This window comes from Streptomyces sp. NPDC101227, assembly GCF_044767545.1.
Taxonomy (GTDB): domain Bacteria; phylum Actinomycetota; class Actinomycetes; order Streptomycetales; family Streptomycetaceae; genus Streptomyces.
Genome location: NZ_JBIWOD010000021.1, coordinates 112,988 through 130,998 on the forward strand (window position 1 = coordinate 112,988; position 18,011 = coordinate 130,998).

Here is an 18,011-nt window from a genome sequence, read left to right on the forward strand (position 1 = left end):
CGAGCCCGGCGGCCAGGCTCGGAAGGCAGGAGACCGGTAAAGCCGATGACGGAACGACCCCCGCAACACACGCCCAACCGCCAGCTCGCCGCGCTCATCGCCGAGGCGGGATTCTCCAACGCAGGGCTGGCCAGAAGGGTCGATCAGCTCGGCATCGAGCACGGCCTCGACCTGCGCTACGACAAGACCTCGGTGACGCGCTGGCTGCGCGGCCAGCAGCCCAGAGGCACCACCCCCGCGCTGATCGCGGAGGTGTTCACCCGCCGGCTGGGGCGCCGGCTCTCGGCGCAGGACCTCGGCCTGGACGCCTGTGCGCCGGTGTACGCCGGGCTCGAATTCGCCGCCAGCCCCAGCGAGGCGGTGGACATCGTCAGCGGCCTGTGGCGCAAGGACTCCGGCAGCCACGCCGAACTCCGCAAGATCGCCTTCACCCCGGCCGGGCTCGTGGTGCCCAGCCGGGACTGGCTGATCGGCCGCGCCGACGAACGGGTCGCCCGCGGCGAGCCCGGCGCCGACGGCAGCGGCCGCGTCCCGCTCCAGGGCGGCCGCGCGGCCGTGCCCCGCCAGCGGCGCACCGACCGCGTCGACCGCACCCCGGGCGCCCGGGTCACCTCCGGCGACATCGCCGCGCTGCGCTCTGTCGGCGAGCTGTTCCGGGCGCTGGACCACGCCTACGGCGGCGGCCACGCCCGGCAGGCCCTGGTGCGCTACCTGGAACACGAGGCCGAGCCGATGCTGCGCGGCACCTACGGCGAGGCGACCGGCCGCCGGCTCTTCGCGGCCGCCGCCGACCTGACCCGGCTGGCCGGCTGGACCTCGTACGACATCGCCGCGCACGGCCTGGCGCAGCGGTACTTCGTCCAGGCCCTGCGGCTGGCCCAGGCGGCCGGCGACCGGGCGTACGGGTCCTACGTCCTGGTGACGATGAGCCGGCAGGCCGTCTATCTGGGGCACGGCAGGGAGGCCGTCCAGCTGGCGCGGGTCGCCCAGCAGGGCGTCGGCAGCAGCGCGCCGCCGGTCGTCCAGGCGCTGCTGCACTCCGCGGAGGCGCGCGGGCACGGCCTGATGAGCGAGGTCCGGGCGTGCACGGCGGCCCTGGCCCGCGCGGAGCGGGCGCTGGAGGCCGCCCGGCCCGGGGACGACACCCCGTACTGGGCGCGGTTCTTCGACGAGGCCCAGCTGGCCGACGAGCTGGCGCACTGCCACCGCGACCTCCAGCAGTACCGCGCCGCCTCCCAGCACGCCGAGCGTTCGCTCCAGCTCCGGCCGGCCTCCTTCGCCCGCAGCCGCCTGTTCTGCCGGGTGGTGCTGGCGAGTGCCCGGCTGGGCCTGGGGGAGCTGGAGCAGGCCTGCACGCTCGGCGCCGAGGCGGCGCTCCAGGCGTCCGAAATGCGGTCCGTACGCGCCCATGAGTACGTACGGGACTTCGAGCGCCGCCTCGAGCCGTACCGCGATGCGGCGGCGGTGCGCGGGTACCGGGACCGGGTCGCGGCCATGGGGTGAGGCCCCGGCCGGCGACGCGGCTCAGGCCGCCGGGTGCAGGGTGCGCGACTCGACGACGGCCGGCAGGCCGAAGTCCCGCAGCAGGGCACGGGCGGCCCGGCGGCCCGAGTGCAGCGCCCCCTGGAGCGTGCCGGTGTCCCGGTGGTCGCCGCACACATACAGCCCCGACAGCACCCGCACCGGCCGCTGGGGATCGAACGGCGCGGGCATCGCCGGTACCGCGTAGGGATCGTGATGACCGCTCAGCAGCCGCCAGTCGTCGGTCACCGCGCCGTAGAGCTTCTCCAGCTGCGGCCGGACCGTCTTGTCCAGGACGGACAGCGGCAGGGCGGCGGCGGCGCCGAGCACGGTCGTGGTGATCAGCGAGTGGCCCGGCGGCGTGCGCGAGGGATCGATGGCCCCGGCCGCGTAGGTGTGCGCCACCGGGCCGTCCGTCGGAAGGATCAGCGCCGTGTCGCGGGAGGGGGCCAGGCCGTTGCGCGGGCCCGGGGCGGTGCCCGTCGTGTGGTGCAGCACGGTCACCGGGTGGAAGGCGGGCACCCGCAGCCCCGGCAGCAGCTCGGCCGCGTCATGCGCTCCGGTCGCCACCAGGACGGCGCGGCAGGCGAGGGCCCCGTGTTCGGCGGTGCCGACGCTGGTGGTGGAGACGGAGGTGGCGCGGACGGACGTACGGACCGTGCCGGGGGGCAGGGCGGCGGCGAGGAGTTCGGGGACGGCACAGGCGCCGCCGGCCGGCAGGGCCAGGCGGCCCTCGGCGAAGTCGCGCAGTACCCGGGCGGCCGCGCGACTGGAGCCGCGCAGCCGGGGGTCGCAGGTCAGCGCGGCGAGCAGCGGCCGCAGAAACGCGTCCTGAGGGCGCGGGGGGAAGCCGGGGCGGCCCGCCAGGGTGTCAGCCACCGGGCGGTCGGCGGGCGTTGAGGAGGTGGCGCGTGAAAGGGCGCGCGCCGCATACAGTGCGCCCCTTGTGCTCCGGGGCGAGCTGATGCGCTGCGCCCGCTGGCCGTTGTGCAGACACAGACCGGGCGCGAACGGCCGCAGCGCCAGCGCCCCGAGGCCGGGCGTACGGCGCAGCTCGCCGATGGAGACCGCGAGCGGGCGGCCGCTCCTGTCCAGCCGGAAGCCGTCGACTTCCTCGGTGGCGGCCCGGCCCCCGACCCGTGGCGCGGCCTCCAGCACGGTGACCGACACTCCGGCGCCGGTCAGATGGCGGGCGGCGGCGAGGCCGGCCGTGCCGGCTCCCACGATGACGACGTCCACGGTCGATGCGGTGCGCGGCACGGGGCCCTCCCGGGGGGTCTGTCCCGGCGGTGGCGGCACCGGTGTGGTGTCCGGTGCCGCCGTGCGGGAAGCCGGTGGTCTGTGCCGGGACCTTAGGGAGGGGGCGGGGGGACGCGACAGGGGGCGTCCGGGGCGCGCCGTTGCGTTGCCTTACACGGTGCACGGTGCCCGGTGCGTGGTGGTGCGGCGCCGGGCGGTGGCGGTCACGCGGCGCGTACGGCGTCCATGATGCGGGGGTGGGTGAAGGCGAAGCCGGAGTCCAGCAGGCGGCGGGGGATGATGCGCTGGCTGGCCAGGACGTCGTCGGCGAACTCGCCCAGGGCGACCCGCAGTACGGGTGCCGGGACCGTGAAGAGGGTGGGGCGGTGCAGGAATTTGCCCATCACCGCGGTCGCTTCCCGGTTGGTGACCGGCTCGGGGGCGGTGAGGTTGACGGGGCCGGTGAGGGACTCGGTGTCGATGAGGTGGCGGAGCGCGGCGATGTGGTCCTGGAGGGAGATGAAGCTCCAGTACTGGCTGCCGTCGCCCAGCCGGCCGCCCAGGCCCAGCCGGAAGACCGGGAAGAGCTTCCCCCAGGCGCCGCCCGAACGCCCCACGACCAGGCCGGTGCGGGCGAAGACCGTACGGATGCCCGCTTCCCGGGCGGGCCCGGCGGCGTCCTCCCAGGCGACGCAGACGTCCGGCAGGAAGCCCGTACCGGGCGCCCCGGACTCGTCCGTACGCCGGTCGCCGGTGTCGCCGTAGTAGCCGATGGCGCTGCCGCACACAAAGACGCGGGGCGGGGCGTCCAGCGACGCGAGGGCGGTGGCGAGGGCCTTGGTTCCCAGGACGCGGCTGTCGCGGATCTCGCGTTTGTACGCCGCCGTCCAGCGGTGGTCGCCGACCCCGGCGCCCGCCAGATGGACCACCGCCTCGCAGCCCGCGAGCCCGGCCACATCGACCTCCTGGCGCCGGGGGTCCCAGCGCACCTCGTCGGCGGCCGCGGGCGGGCGCCGCACGAGCCGGACGACGTCGTGCCCGTCCGCCCGCAGCGAGCGAACGAGTTCCGTGCCGATGAGACCGGTCGAGCCGGTGATCGCGATCCGCATGGGGCCCATACTGCCCGCCGGGGCGGGGGAGGGGCCGCACGCGGGATGCTGCGCGCCCCTATGGCTTGAAACGGTCCCAGAGCTGGGGGAAGCGCTCCGCCAGGGTCTCGTCGTCGTCGAAGTCGAGGTAGGTGCCGAGCGGTTCACGGGGCGGCGGCGGCAGGCCGAGGTCGGGCATCACCACGCCGGTCAGCCGCTCGTACGCCTCGTCGGCCGCATAGCCCAGCTCCTCCGCGTCGCCGTCCACCTCCTCGTCGAAGTCCTCCACGAGCTCGGCGAGGTGGTCCGGGTTGTGCAGCGCGCCCTCGAAGACCTCCCGGCCCTGGCCGATCAGCCAGCAGCGGAAGTAGTCGAAGGCGTCGTCGCTGGCGCCGTCCAGCATCACCGCGGCCGCGGCCCACAGATCCCAGGAGTACGCGCGGTTGTAGCGGGACTCGAAATGGCGGGCGAAGTCCGTGACGGCGTCCGGGTCCAGCCCGATCAGCCGCTCGACCAGGGCGTCGGCCTGCTCCTCGGGGTCGCCCTCGGCGGCCTCGCGGGAGGCGTCGATGAGCTCCCAGAACTCCGTCTCGTCCATCACCGCTCCAGCATCGGCCCTGGCGCAGCGCCGCGCACGCGGAGTCCCCCGGATGCGACGCGGTTGTTACCCGACCGGTGACGGCACGTCTGTTGACGGCCCGGTGACGGGACGTCCGCCAGGGGGCGCGGGCGCGGACCCGGTGGCCGCCCGTCCGGGCCCGCGGCCCGTCCTACGGCCGTCGTGTGACCGTCTCAAGAATCACTCGTTGGAAGGCGTGCAACGACCATCCGCGGTATTTCCCCCCATACGCGAAGGGCTGTTTCAGGCCATGCCCATGGACGAAAGAACTCGGGCCGATGTCGAGCGGGCCGAGGCGGCCATCGTCGAGCACTATCCGCGGCTGGTCCGCCTCGGCTACCTCGTACTGCCGCCGTCGATGGGCCGCCACCGCCGGGTCCTGGCCGCACACGGCCTGGTACAGCGGGCGCTGCCACGGGCCGGCCGGCGCGGCCGGGACCGCGGCGCCCTGCCGGCCCAGCGCGGCCCGGAGACCGCATCCGGCTACGAGCTGGTGCGGCTGCGCACCCTGCGGCTGGCGCTGGCGTACGAGGACCGGCCCGCCCGGCCGCTGCCCGCGGTGCCCCTCGTCTGGGGACTGCGGCTCTTCCCCCGGGCCGGCGGCGCCGATGAACTCGCCCTGGACCAAGCGCTGTCCGCCGTACCCGCCCCCGTACGGGCCGCCGTCGGGCTCTGGCACCTGGAAGGGCTCGACCGGGACGCCGCCCGCGCCGTCCTGGCGGCGGCCGGGGTCGGGGACCCGGACGTGGCGCAGCGGGCCGCCGGCCTGCTGGACCGGGCCACCGGCGCGGGCGCCGCGGCGCTGCTGAACTCCGGGGAGTTCGACCCGTGCACGGTGCAGACCCGGCCCACGGACCTGCTGCGCCGCCGCCAGCGGGTACGGGCCTCGGTCGCGCTGGCGGCCGCACTGGCGGCCGGTACCGCAGTGGCGGGAGTGGCGGGCGGCGACGACACCCGGCCGCGGCACGAGACCGTCGCGCAGCAGGCGCTGGACCCGGCCCGGCTGCTGCGCACCCCCAACGACCGGTGGGCCGACACCTCCCGGGTGGACTTCACCGCCTGGCCGCCCCGCGGACGGCAGGCCGGCGACCGGGAGCTGCTGGGGCGGGCGCTACGGGTCTGGGCCACGCCGCCCGCCGGAACGCGGATCACCGCATCCGCCGGGACGTCCACCAGACCGCCGGACCAGCCGCCCCGCCTCCTGTACGCGGGCCTGATCGACAACGTCATGGTGGTGGTCTTCCACGACGGCGACCGGCTGGTGCGCTACGCCGAGCCGGCGGACACCACGCCCACGCTGCATTTCGCGCGGGTCGACAACGCGGACCTGACGACCGGCGGCGCGCTGGTGATCGGGCGCGGAAACGGCTGGATGCGCTATCTGCTCGCACCCTGGGTGTCGGACATCACCGCCCTGGATCTGCTCGCGCCCGACGCCCCGGGCCGCGGGCTGCATCTCGCCCCCGACGGGGTCACCGACCGGATCCCGACGCCGCCCGGGGACGGCGGCGACTGCGGGACCTGGCCGGCGGCCCGGCTGCGCTCCTCGACGCGGATCGCGGAGAACCGCGCCTTCCTGCTGACCGACCTCGGGGACCTCGCGCCCGTCCATCTGACGTACCGGCCCGCGCTCCCGGGCGCCGCCGGGCCGGGCGAGGCCGGCGACGCCCCCGCGCTGCGGAGCTGGGCCCGTAGCGCCTGCTCGCTGCGCTCGCTGCGGGGCGCGGGCGTGCGGTCCGTCAACAACTGGGCGTACGCCGAACAGCGCCTCCCGGAGGCCGGGGGACCCGGCGCCACCTGGGTCTGCAACCGTGCCGACACCTGGCGCGGTCCCGGCCGGATCACCGTGCAGTTCCAGCCACCCGCCGCCCGTCCGGCGGACCCCGGGCGCACCGCCGGACGCGCCGCCGACACCGCGGCCTGCAGCCCCTACGGGCGCCCGGTGGTCGGCGAGGTCCGCTGGCAGGCGAAGTCCGGGAAGTGGTACCTGCTCGCCGCGGGCAGCCCAGGAATCGGCGGGATCGACGTCACGGGCGGCGTACGGGCCGGCGCCAAGGGGGCCACGCTCGCCGTACCGGCTCCGCAGGGTGCGCCGGCCGAGGTGTCGGGGCGGCTGGCGGACGGGGGGAACGTGCGGGCGCTGCGGCCGTAGCGGCGGCATGGGGGAGGCCGAGATCGAGGGGCCTTGCGTTCCCCGGTGAGGGCGACGGCAGATGACGAGAACCCGCGGGGAAACCCGACAGTAGGTGTCCGGATTCGCTGTCAGGGTCGCGCTGTACGCAGAGGTACGGCGGCGCGCCGGCGACGGGCGCGCCCGGTGATGAGGAGTGGCGACATGACGGGACAGCACGAACGGGCCGTGGCGGGGGACCTGACCGGCAAGGTGGTGCTGGCCGCCGGGGCGACCCGGGGCGCGGGGCGGGCGATGGCCGTGGAACTGGGCCGGGCCGGCGCGCTGGTGTATGTGACGGGACGGACCACCCGGGAGCGGGTCAGCGAGGTCGGCCGGCCGACGGAGACCATCGAGCAGACCGCGGAGCTGGTGACCGCGGCGGGGGGCACCGGCATCGCCGTACCGACCGACCATCTGGAGCCGGCGCAGGTCAAGGCGCTGGTCGAGCGCATCGACCGGGAGCAGGGGCGGCTGGACGTCCTGGTCAACGGCCTGTGGGGCGGCGACCATCTGCTGGAGTTCGACACCAAGCTCTGGGATCTCGATCTGGCCGGCGGACTGCGGATGTTCCGCCTCGGCGTCGACAGCCACATCATCACCGGCCATTTCGCGCTGCCGCTGCTGATCCGGCGGCCCGGCGGACTGGTGGTCGAGATCACCGACGGCACCGCCGCCTTCAACCGCACCTACCGCGGCAACCTCTGCTTCGACCTCGCCAAGAACGCCCCGCACCGCATCGCCTTCGGACTCGCCGCCGAGCTCGAGGAGTACGGCGGCACGGCCGTCTCGCTCACCCCCGGCTTCCTGCGGTCCGAGGCGATGCTGGAGCACTTCGGTGTGACGGAGGAGAAATGGCGCGACGCCGTGGCCAAGGAGCCGCACTTCGCCATCGCCGAATCGCCGGCCCTGATCGCCCGCGCCGTGCGGGCGCTGGCCGCCGACCCGGACAGGGGGCGCTGGAGCGGACAGTCGCTCTCCAGCGGCCAGTTGGCGAAGGAGTACGACTTCACCGACACGGACGGCTCCCGGCCGGACTGCTTCCGCTACTTCGAGGAGGTGGTCTTCGGCGGGAAGGCGGAGACGGCGGCGGACTATCGGTAGGGCGCAATTCGCGGCGGTCACCGGCGGGCACCGGCGGGCACCGGCGGGCGCACGCGGGAACGCACGCGTGCGGCCGGAACGGCTACGCGTACAGCGCGGCCGTCCGGCGGGCGGCCGCCGCGAGCCGCTCGCGCAGCCCGGGGGGCGCCAGCACCTCGCCCTCCGGGCCGAGCGCCAGCAGCTGGGCGTAGGCGACCTCGGCGGACTCCACGGCCAGGGTGACGGTCAGCCGCCCGTCGTCGTCGGGCCCGCCCGCCGCCCGGGCCTCGGCTATCGCCTCCCGGGCCGCCGCGCGCTCGGCGACGTACGGCAGCTGGAGCGCGCCGCGCGGGGAGAGCCGCAGGACCACCTCCTCGTGCAGGATCGAGCGGGCGAACTCCGCCGCCCGCTCGGCCCAGAACGCGGGCAGATCGAACTCCTCGTCCCGGTCGAAGCGTTCGTCCCCGGCCTCGACGGCGGCGAAGCGATCGACCCGGTAGACCCGATAGCCCCGGGAGCCGTCCTCGGCCCGCGCCGCCAGATACCAGACCCCCGCCTTCAGCACGAGGCCGTACGGCTCCAACTCCCGCCGCACCTCGGTGTCCTTGCGGAGGTAGCGCGCGCTGATGCGGCGGTCGTCCCAGACCGCGCCGGCGAGGGCGGGCAGCAGGGCGGGGGTCTCGGGCTCCTGATACCAGGCGGGCGCGTCGAGGTGGAAGCGCTGGGCGGCGCCCGCGGCGGCGTCCCGCAGCTCGGGCACCAGGGCGGCGCAGACCTTGAGACGGGCGGCGGAGGCGGCATCGGCGAGGCCCATCTCGCGCAGCGCGGAGGGCACTCCGGACAGGAAGAGCGCCTCCGCCTCGCTGCGTCCCAGCCCCGTGAGGCGGGTGCGGTAGCCGCCGACCAGGCGGTAGCCACCGGCCCGGCCGCGGTCGGCATAGACGGGCACACCGGCCTCGGAGAGCGAGAGGACGTCGCGGGCGACCGTGCGCTCGGAGACCTCCAGCTCGCGTGCCAGCTCGGCGGCCGTCATCGACGGCCGCGACTGGAGCAGGAGCACCATCTTGATCAGCCGGGCAGCACGCATACCTTCATCATGCCGGGCGCCACTGACAACGCCCCGCGCAGCGGCCCGACCACGCGCTGACGACGCCACGCGCTGACGACGCCACCCGCCAACGACGCCGGCGCAGCAAAAACCGGCCCGGCCGAGTCAGGGCATGGCCGGCCGGGCCGGTGGGTTCCCGTGCGAAGGCCCCGGGCGCGGGAAGGTGGCCTCCGCACGGGAGTCGGGGGAGCCCCGCAAGGGGCTCTGTGGGGCGGGCCCGTGGGCCCGCGGGGCGGGCGGCGCCCGGTGTCGGCCGGGGCCGCCCGCGTCTCATCGGCCGTGGGCCGGAGGGCGCCGGGCCGCGGGCCTCACAGCCCGTACCGCGCCCGGGCCTCCTTGACCGTCTCCGGCTTGACCTCGCCCCGGCGGGCCAGCGCGGCCAGCGTCTGGACGACCACCGACTGCGCGTCGACACCGAAGTGCCGGCGGGCCGCGTCGCGGGTGTCGGAGAGGCCGAAGCCGTCGGTGCCGATGGAGACCCAGTCCTGCTCGACCCAGGGGGCGATCTGGTCCGGAACGGCCCGCATCCAGTCGCTGACCGCGACCACCGGGCCGGGGGCGCCGGCCAGCGCGCGGGTCACATACGGGACCCGGTCCTCGCCGTCCAGGCGGGCGGCGTCGCACTCCAGGGCGTCGCGGCGCAGCTCGCCCCAGGAGGTCGCGGACCATACGTCGGGGGCCACGTCCCAGTCCTCGGCGAGCAGCCGCTGCGCCTCCAGGGCCCAGTGGATCGCCGTGCCGGAGGCCAGCAGCTGGGTGCGCGGGGCCTCGGCGGTGGCGCCGGCGGCTTCCTTGAAGCGGTAGAGGCCCTTGAGGATGCCCTCTTCGACGCCCTCGGGCATGGCCGGCTGCTGCTTGGGCTCGTTGTAGACGGTGAGGTAGTAGAAGACGTTCTCGCCGGTGGGGAATTCAGCTGTCTCGCCGTACATCCGGCGCAGACCGTCCTTGACGATCACCGCGATCTCGTACGCGAAGGCCGGGTCGTAGTTGAGCGACGCCGGGTTCGTGGACGCGATCAGGTGCGAGTGGCCGTCGGCGTGCTGCAGGCCCTCACCGGTCAGCGTCGTACGGCCCGCGGTGGCGCCGACGATGAAGCCCTTGCCGAGCTGGTCGGCGAGCTGCCACATCTGGTCGGCGGTGCGCTGCCAGCCGAACATCGAGTAGAAGATGTAGAAGGGGATCATCGGCTCGCCGTGGGTCGCGTACGACGTGGCGGCGGCGATGAAGTCGGCCATGGCGCCGGCCTCGGTGATCCCCTCGTTGAGGATCTGGCCGTCGGTGGCCTCCTTGTAGTACATCAGCTGGTCGCGGTCGACCGGCTCGTACGTCTGGCCCTTCGGCGAGTAGATGCCGGCCGAGGGGAACAGCGACTCCATACCGAAGGTACGGGCCTCGTCCGGGACGATCGGCACCCAGCGGCGGCCGGTCTCCTTGTCCCGCATCAGGTCCTTGACCAGGCGGACGAAGGCCATGGTGGTGGCCATCTCCTGCTTGCCGGAGCCCTTCTGGAGCGCCTTGTAGGCGCGGTCGTCGGGCTGCGGCAGCGCGGCCGAGGCGTGGCTGCGGCGGGCCGGGGCCGGACCGCCGAGCGCGGCGCGGCGCTCCTGGAGGTAGCGGACCTCGGGGGAGTCGGCTCCCGGGTGGCCGTACGGTACGAGCTCCTCGTCCAGCTTGGAGTCCGGGATGGGAAGGTCGAGCAGATCGCGCATCGCGCGGAACTCCTTGCCCGACAGCTTCTTCATCTGGTGGTTGGCGTTCTTGGACTCGAAGCCGGGGCCGAGGGTGTAGCCCTTGACGGTCTGGGCGAGGATCACGGTCGGCGCGCCCTTGAACCCGACGGCCGCCTTGTACGCCGCGTACACCTTGCGGGCCTCGTGGCCGCCGCGGGAGGTGTGGAAGCACTCGGAGATCTTCGCGTCGGTCAGGACCTTCGCCATCTCGGCGAGGGCCGGCTCGGCGCCGAAGAAGTGCTCGCGGATGTAGGCGACGTCGCGGGTGGCGTACGTCTGGAACTGCGCGTCCGGCACCTGGCGCAGCCGGCGGACCAGCGCGCCGGCGGTGTCGAGCTGGAACAGCTCGTCCCAGGCCGAGCCCCACAGCGACTTGACGACGTTCCAGCCGGCGGCGCGGAACTGCGACTCCAGCTCCTGCACGATCTTGAAGTTGGCGCGGACCGGACCGTCCAGGCGCTGCAGGTTGCAGTTGATGACGAAGGTCAGGTTGTCCAGGCCCTCGCGGCCGGCCAGCGCGAGGGCGGCGGTCGACTCGGGCTCGTCCATCTCGCCGTCGCCCAGGAACGCCCAGACGTGCGAGTTGGCGGTGTCCTTGATGCCGCGGCCCTGGAGGTAGCGGTTGAAGCGGGCCTGGTAGATCGCCGACAGCGGGCCGAGGCCCATGGAGACGGTCGGGAACTCCCACAGCCACGGCAGCCGCCGCGGGTGCGGGTAGGAGGGCAGGCCCTTGCCGCCGGACTCCTGGCGGAAGTGGTCGAGGTGGTCCTCGGTGAGGCGGCCGTCGAGGAAGGCGCGGGCGTAGATGCCGGGGGAGGCGTGGCCCTGGATGTAGAGCTGGTCGCCGCTGCCGTCGCCCTCCTTGCCGCGGAAGAAGTGGTTGAAGCCGGTCTCGTACAGCCAGGCCGCGGACGCGAAGGTCGCGATGTGGCCGCCGACGCCGAACCGCGAGCCGCGGGTGACCATCGCCGCCGCGTTCCAGCGGTTCCAGGCGGTGATCCGGGCCTCCATCGCCTCGTCGCCCGGGAAGGCGGGCTCGGCGCGGGTCGGGATGCTGTTGACGTAGTCCGTCTCCAGGGGCGCGAGCCCGGGGGCACCGTTGTGCTCCAGGGCGCGGCGCATCAGATACGCGGCGCGGTGCGGGCCCGCGGCCTTGGTGACGGCGTCAAGGGATTCGCGCCACTCGGCGGTCTCCTCGGGGTCCCGGTCCGGGAGCTGGTCGAGCTGGCTGTACGGCAGGCGTACGGGTTCGGGCATGGGTGGCCCCTTTCCGGACGGTGGGTCGGGAGTGCGAGTGGTGCTTGGCAGGCAGGGGTGTCGCGCCCCGAGAGACGACGATACGCCCCTGATCGATGATCGATCAACGCTCCGCGCGGGAATAACCGCAGGTCGGCACGGCGTGCCGCACATTTCGGCACGCGGTGCCAGTCAAAAAGAGGGCTGAGCGCCGGCCGGAGAGGGGGCGCGACGGCACTCGGAATCGGTGCCCGGGCCAACGAAAAGCGGGGCGCCGGAGGCTTCCTCCGATACGCCCCGCGGGCCCCGCCGAAACGCCCTCAGACCCTCGGCGCGCAGCTCAGCACGTGTGCCTTGAGCAAGGTGCCGATCTTCGGATCGCGCCGCCGGAACGCGTCCACGATCTCCTGGTGGTCCTGCGCATGCGACCGCGGCTCCGGGCTGAACCAGCGGATGGACAGTGTCGTCCAGACCTCGATGCCCAGCGATTCCCAGGTGTGCAGCAGAACGGCGTTGCCGGCCGCCTGCACGATCTCCCGGTGGAAGGCCACCGTGTGCCGCACCTGAGCCTCCCCGTCCCCCGTCCGGTCGGCCTCCCGCAGCGCCGCCACCTCGCGCTCCAGGGCCGCCGTGTCGTCCGCCAGCCGGCCCGCCGCCAGCTCCGCCGCCACCTGCTCGAGCCCGGCCCGTACGGGGTAGCTCTCCTTGAGGTCGTCCGCGGTCAGGTTCCGGACCCGCACGCCCTTGTTCGGCGCCGACTCGATCAGCTGCAGCGACTCCAGCTCCCGCAGCGCCTCACGGACCGGCGTCTGGCTGACCTCCAGCTCCACGGCGATCCGGCGCTCCACGATCCGCTCGCCCGGCTGCCAGCGGCCGCTGACGATCCCCTCGAGGATGTGCTCGCGGATCTGCTCGCGCAGCGAATGGACGACGGGCGGGGTCATGAGGTGCTCCTTCAGAGCGGGTGGTGGCGAGCGGGGCCGAGGGGGCCATTATCCGGGAGGCCCGGCGGATCGGGCAGAAGGCAAAGAGGACAGCGCCGGTCAGGGCCGGTCGGAGCGGGTCAGGGACGCGCAAAGGGGCCGGCCCCGGCTCGTGAGAACCGGGGCCGACCCCTGGCGCACCTAAGGCTTGCCCGCCGGACTCAGAGACCGATCTCGGTCTCGAACTCGGCGGCCTCCAGGATCTGCTTGACCGTGGTCAGGTAGCGGGCGGCGTCGGCGCCGTCCACCAGACGGTGGTCGTAGGAGAGCGCGAGGTAGGTCATGTCGCGCACCGCGATGGTCTCGCCGAGGTCCGGGTGGTTGATGACCACCGGGCGCTTGACGGTGGCACCGATGCCCAGGATGCCGACCTGGTTCGGCGGCACGATGACCGTGTCGAACAGCGCGCCGCGCGAGCCGGTGTTGGAGATGGTGAAGGTCGCGCCGGACAGCTCGTCCGGAGTGATCTTGTTCCCGCGGACCTTGCCCGCCAGCTCCGCCGTCTTGCGGGCGATACCGGCGATGTTGAGGTCGCCCGCACCCTTGATGACCGGGGTCATCAGGCCCTTCTCCGCGTCCACCGCGATACCGACGTTCTCGGTGTCGAAGTAGGTGATGGTGCCCTCGTCCTCGTTGATCCGGGCGTTGACGACCGGGTGGGCCTTCAGCGCCTGGACAGCGGCCTTGACGAAGAACGGCATCGGGGAGAGCTTGACGCCCTCACGCTGCGCGAAGGCGTCCTTGGCCTGGTTGCGCATCCGCATGATCTTGGTGATGTCCACCTCGACCACGGAGGTCAGCTGCGCCTGGCCGTGCAGGGCCTTCATCATGTTGTCGCCGATGACCTTGCGCATCCGCGGCATCTTGACGGTCTGACCGCGCAGCGGGGACACCTCGAGGGCCGGGGCCTTCGAGACCGCGGCGGCCGGGGCGGCAGCCGGAGCGGCGGCCTTGAGGGCCTCCGCGGCGGCGATGACGTCCTGCTTGCGGACCCGGCCACCGACACCGGTGCCCTTGACCGTGGCGAGGTTGACGCCGGTCTCCGCGGCGAGCTTGCGCACCAGCGGGGTGACGTACGCGGCCTCCTCACCCGCGGCCGGAGCCGGGGTGACGGGGGCCGGGGCGGCAACCGGAGCCGGCGCGGGGGCCGGGGCGGGCGCGGGAGCCGGGGCCGGAGCGGCCGGCGCGGGAGCCGGAGCGGCGGCGGCCGGAGCCGGAGCCGGGGCGGGCGCCGGGGCGGCGGGCGCGGGGGCCGGAGCGGCCGGAGCCGGGGCGGCGGCCGGAGCCGCGGCCCCCTGGCTGGCAGAGCCGATCACGGCGAGCTTGGCGCCGACCTCGGCGGTCTCGTCCTCGCCGACCACGATCTCCAGCAGCGTGCCGGAGACCGGCGCCGGGATCTCGGTGTCGACCTTGTCGGTGGAGACCTCCAGCAGCGGCTCGTCGGCCGAGACCTCCTCGCCGACCTCCTTCAGCCAGCGGGTGACGGTGCCCTCGGTGACGCTCTCACCGAGCGCGGGGAGGACGACATCGGTGCCCTCGGCGCCACCCGCGGGGGCGGCGGCGGGGGCGGGAGCCTCGGCCGCGGGGGCCGGGGTGGGCTCGGGCTGCGGCTGGGCCGCGGGGGCCTCAGCAGCGGCCGGGGCGGGGGCAGCAGCAGGCGCGCCCGTGCCGTCGTCGATGAGGGCCAGCTCGGCGCCGACCTCCACCGTCTCGTCCTCGGCGACCTTGATGGAGGCCAGGACGCCTGCGGCCGGCGCCGGGATCTCGGTGTCAACCTTGTCGGTCGACACCTCGAGCAGCGGCTCGTCGGCCTCTACGCGCTCACCCTCGGCCTTCAGCCAGCGGGTGACGGTGCCCTCGGTGACGCTCTCGCCGAGCGCCGGCAGGGTTACGGAAACCGCCATGGTTTCTGTTGCTCCTATCGAATGTGCGGATGTGGTCGCGCCCGGGACTGGGGTCAGTCGTGGGAGTGGAGAGGCTTCCCGGCCAGCGCCAGGTGGGCCTCGCCGAGAGCTTCATTCTGCGTCGGGTGCGCGTGTACGAGCTGCGCAACCTCGGCCGGCAGGGCCTCCCAGTTGTAGACCAGCTGGGCCTCGCCGACCTGCTCGCCCATACGGTCACCGACCATGTGGACGCCGACCACGGCACCATCCTTGACCTGGACGAGCTTGATCTCGCCCGTGGTCTTGAGGATCTTGCTCTTGCCGTTGCCCGCCAGGTTGTACTTGAGAGCGACGACCTTGTCGGCGCCGTACAGCTCCTTGGCCTTGGCCTCGGTGATACCCACCGAAGCGACCTCGGGGTGGCAGTACGTCACGCGCGGCACGCCGTCGTAGTCGATCGGCACGGTCTTGAGACCGGCCAGCCGCTCCGCCACCAGCATGCCCTCGGCGAAGCCGACGTGCGCGAGCTGGAGGGTGGGGACGAGGTCACCGACGGCCGAGATGGTCGGCACGTTGGTCTGCATGTACTCGTCGACCAGGACGTAGCCGCGGTCCATCGCGACGCCCTGCTCCTCGTAGCCCAGGCCCGCCGAGACCGGCCCGCGGCCGATCGCGACCAGGAGCACCTCGGCCTCGAAGGTCTTGCCGTCGGCGAGGGTCACCTTGACGCCGTCGGCGGTGTACTCGGCCTTGTCGAAGAAGGTGCCGAGGTTGAACTTGATGCCGCGCTTGCGGAAGGCCCGCTCCAGCAGCTTGGAGCTGTTCTCGTCCTCGACCGGGACGAGGTGCTTGAGGCCCTCGACGATGGTCACGTCGGTACCGAAGGACTTCCACGCCGAGGCGAACTCGACGCCGATCACGCCGCCGCCCAGGACGATCGCGGACTTCGGCACGCGGTCCAGCTTGAGCGCGTGGTCCGAGGAGATGATGCGGTTGCCGTCGATCTCCAGGCCCGGCAGCGACTTCGGCACGGAGCCGGTCGCCAGCAGGACGTGGCGGCCCTGGATGCGCTGGCCGTTCACATCGACGGAGGTCGGGGAGGACAGCCGGCCCTCACCCTCGATGTAGGTCACCTTGCGGGAGGCGATCAGGCCCTGCAGGCCCTTGTACAGGCCCGAGATGACCTCGTCCTTGTACTTGTGGACCGCCTCGATGTCGATGCCCTCGAAAGTGGCCTTGACACCGAACTGCTCGCTCTCGCGAGCCTGGTCGGCGATCTCACCGGCGTGCAGCAGAGCCTTGGTGGGGATGCAGCCGTTGTGCAGGCAGGTACCGCCGACCTTGCCCTTCTCGATCAGGGCGACGTCCAGGCCCAGCTGCGCCCCGCGCAGGGCAGCGGCGTAACCACCGCTACCGCCTCCGAGGATCACTAGGTCGAAAACGGTGCTGGCGTCGTTCGCCACGTCACGTCCTCCATGCATGGGTACGCCGGAGCCGGTCTCCAATGACCGGACGGCGGCTGTGGTTCGGCCGCTTGAATTTCGGCCCTGGGTAAGGGGGGCCCTGTCCTGCCGAGAACCCATCTTCGCACTTGTTGAACACGGACGGGACGGCGGGCCGGGCTCGGGGGCGGCCGATGGGCCACCCCAAGGGGGTTACCGGGGCGTACGGACGTACGGATTTCGTTGAGGGCGAACGGATCCGAGCGGGGCCCGTACGGGAGAGAGGAAACGCACACCTACGGCCCCGGGCGGTGAGCCCGGGGCCGTACGGACATAAACAGGCAAAGCGAGACGGCGGGCGAGCCGCTCAGCCGAGGTCGCCCGCGGCGGTCCGCTCCGCCAGCCGCACCAGGGTGCGCACCGCGGAACCCGTGCCGCCCTTGGGGGTGTACCCCCAGGGTGCGCCCTCGTGGAAGGCCGGGCCCGCGATGTCCAGGTGGGCCCACGGGATGCCCTCGCCGACGAACTCCTTCAGGAAGAGCCCGGCGACCAGGCCGCCGCCCATCCGCTCGCCCATGTTGGCGATGTCGGCGACCGGCGAGTCCATGCCCTTGCGCAGGTGGGCGGGCATCGGCATCGGCCAGGACTGCTCGCCGACCTCCTCCGCGATCTCGTGGATCGAAGTACGGAAAGCGTCGTCGTTCGCCATGATCCCGAAGTGGCGGTGGCCCAGCGCCAGCACCATCGCGCCGGTCAGCGTCGCCACGTCCACGATCGCGTCCGGCGACTCCTCCGAGGCGCGGGTGAGCGCATCGGCCAGGACCAGGCGGCCCTCGGCGTCGGTGTTGAGGACCTCGACGGTCTTGCCGCTGTACATGGTCAGCACGTCGCCGGGGCGGGTGGCGGAGCCGGAGGGCATGTTCTCGGCGAGCGCCAGCCAGCCGGTGACATTCACCTCCAGGCCCAGCTTGGCGGCGGCCACGACCGCGGCGAAGACGGCGGCGGCGCCGCTCATGTCGCACTTCATGGTCTCGTTGTGGCCGGCCGGCTTGAGCGAGATGCCGCCCGAGTCGTACGTGATGCCCTTGCCGACCAGCGCGAGGGTCTTGGTCGCCTTGGCGTGCGTGTGCGCGATCCGCACCAGCCGCGGCGGGGCCTCGGAGCCCTGGCCGACGCCCATCAGACCGCCGTAGCCGCCCTTCTTCAGCGCCTTCTCGTCCAGCACCTCGACCTTGAGGCCGAACTCCTTGGCCGCGGCCTGCGCCTCGGCCGCGAACGACTTCGGGTCGAGGCCGTTGGAGGGGGTGTTGATCAGGTCACGGGCGCGGTTGATCTCCGCGGCCAGCGCCTGGGCGCGCTCGGCGGCGGCCTTGAACTCCTTGTCGCGCGGCTTGGTGCCGAGGATCGCCGCCTCGCCGAGCGGCGCCGACTTGGCGTCGTTCTTCTTCGCGCCCTTGCCGTTGCCGTTGCTGCGGTACGCGGTGAAGGTGTACGCGCCGAGCAGCGCGCCCTCCGAGACCGCGGCGGCCGCCTCGGCGTCCTCGACGGGCAGCGCGAAGCCGGCCTTCTTGCTGCCGGTCAGCGCGCGGGCGGCGCTGCCCGCGGCGCGCCGCAGCGTCTCGCTGCCGTAGCCGTCGCCCTTGGCCGGGGCCTCGCCCAGGCCGACCGCCAGCACGACCGGAGCCTTGAGGCCGTCGGCGGCGGGCAGCTTGGTCACCTCGCCCTCGGCACCGCTCGCGCCGAGGGTGTCCAGCACGGCGGCGAGCTTGCCGCCGAAGGCCTTGTCCACGGCCTCGGCGCCGAGGGCGACAACGACGCCCTTGGGGCCCTTGGCCACGCCGACGACGACGGCATCCGCACGCACCGTTGCGGCGGAAGAAGTACTGAGGGTCAGTGCAGTCACGGTGAT

At 73.6% G+C, this 18,011-nt stretch carries 12 protein-coding genes; 3 read left to right on the forward strand and 9 right to left on the reverse strand.

All coding sequences use genetic code 11. The features are described from left to right. Positions 1–45: 45 nt before the first annotated feature. The gene (locus tag ACIRPT_RS34860) at positions 46–1,503 is read left to right on the forward strand and encodes a regulator (protein WP_403509513.1); all 1,458 of its coding nucleotides are present in this window, start codon (positions 46–48) and stop codon (positions 1,501–1,503) included. A gap of 21 nt (positions 1,504–1,524) precedes the next feature. On the opposite strand, the gene ACIRPT_RS34865 is transcribed toward ACIRPT_RS34860, so the two are convergent. The 3 genes from ACIRPT_RS34865 to ACIRPT_RS34875 form a co-directional block, all read right to left on the reverse strand. Next, positions 1,525–2,781: an FAD-dependent oxidoreductase gene (locus ACIRPT_RS34865; protein ID WP_403834678.1), complete on the reverse strand. Its 1,257-nt coding sequence runs from the start codon at positions 2,779–2,781 to the stop codon at positions 1,525–1,527. A gap of 203 nt (positions 2,782–2,984) precedes the next feature. Then, on the reverse strand, positions 2,985–3,869 hold the full coding sequence (locus ACIRPT_RS34870) for a TIGR01777 family oxidoreductase (protein WP_403834680.1): 885 nt from the start codon (positions 3,867–3,869) through the stop codon (positions 2,985–2,987). Positions 3,870–3,927: 58 nt separating this feature from the next. Further along, positions 3,928–4,446 carry a DUF4240 domain-containing protein gene (locus ACIRPT_RS34875; protein ID WP_403834682.1) on the reverse strand — a complete coding sequence of 173 codons (519 nt, stop codon included), beginning with the start codon at positions 4,444–4,446 and terminating at the stop codon, positions 3,928–3,930. Positions 4,447–4,723: 277 nt separating this feature from the next. Here ACIRPT_RS34875 and ACIRPT_RS34880 point away from each other — a divergent pair, with 277 nt between their 5' ends. Further along, positions 4,724–6,619, forward strand: a complete 1,896-nt coding sequence (locus ACIRPT_RS34880; RefSeq protein WP_403834684.1) for a hypothetical protein — start codon at positions 4,724–4,726, stop codon at positions 6,617–6,619. 183 nt (positions 6,620–6,802) lie between these two features. Then, positions 6,803–7,741, forward strand: a complete 939-nt coding sequence (locus tag ACIRPT_RS34885; protein WP_403834686.1) for an SDR family oxidoreductase — start codon at positions 6,803–6,805, stop codon at positions 7,739–7,741. Between the two features lie 82 nt (positions 7,742–7,823). Here the strand turns inward: ACIRPT_RS34885 and ACIRPT_RS34890 are convergent, their stop codons facing one another. The 6 genes from ACIRPT_RS34890 to ACIRPT_RS34915 form a co-directional block, all read right to left on the reverse strand. Beyond that, positions 7,824–8,807: a helix-turn-helix transcriptional regulator gene (locus ACIRPT_RS34890; protein ID WP_403834688.1), complete on the reverse strand. Its 984-nt coding sequence runs from the start codon at positions 8,805–8,807 to the stop codon at positions 7,824–7,826. Between the two features lie 329 nt (positions 8,808–9,136). Further along, on the reverse strand, positions 9,137–11,815 hold the full coding sequence (gene aceE, locus ACIRPT_RS34895; protein WP_403834690.1) for a pyruvate dehydrogenase (acetyl-transferring), homodimeric type: 2,679 nt from the start codon (positions 11,813–11,815) through the stop codon (positions 9,137–9,139). 299 nt (positions 11,816–12,114) lie between these two features. Then, a complete protein-coding gene (locus ACIRPT_RS34900) occupies positions 12,115–12,738 on the reverse strand; it encodes a GntR family transcriptional regulator (protein ID WP_403509537.1) in 624 nt (207 codons plus the stop codon). Positions 12,739–12,938: 200 nt separating this feature from the next. Continuing rightward, positions 12,939–14,681 carry a 2-oxoglutarate dehydrogenase, E2 component, dihydrolipoamide succinyltransferase gene (gene sucB / locus ACIRPT_RS34905; RefSeq protein WP_403834692.1) on the reverse strand — a complete coding sequence of 581 codons (1,743 nt, stop codon included), beginning with the start codon at positions 14,679–14,681 and terminating at the stop codon, positions 12,939–12,941. 53 nt (positions 14,682–14,734) lie between these two features. Next, the gene (gene lpdA, locus ACIRPT_RS34910; RefSeq protein ID WP_403834695.1) at positions 14,735–16,123 is read right to left on the reverse strand and encodes a dihydrolipoyl dehydrogenase; all 1,389 of its coding nucleotides are present in this window, start codon (positions 16,121–16,123) and stop codon (positions 14,735–14,737) included. A 346-nt stretch (positions 16,124–16,469) separates the two neighbouring features. Further along, positions 16,470–18,005 carry a leucyl aminopeptidase gene (locus ACIRPT_RS34915; protein ID WP_403834698.1) on the reverse strand — a complete coding sequence of 512 codons (1,536 nt, stop codon included), beginning with the start codon at positions 18,003–18,005 and terminating at the stop codon, positions 16,470–16,472. Positions 18,006–18,011: the final 6 nt, after the last annotated feature.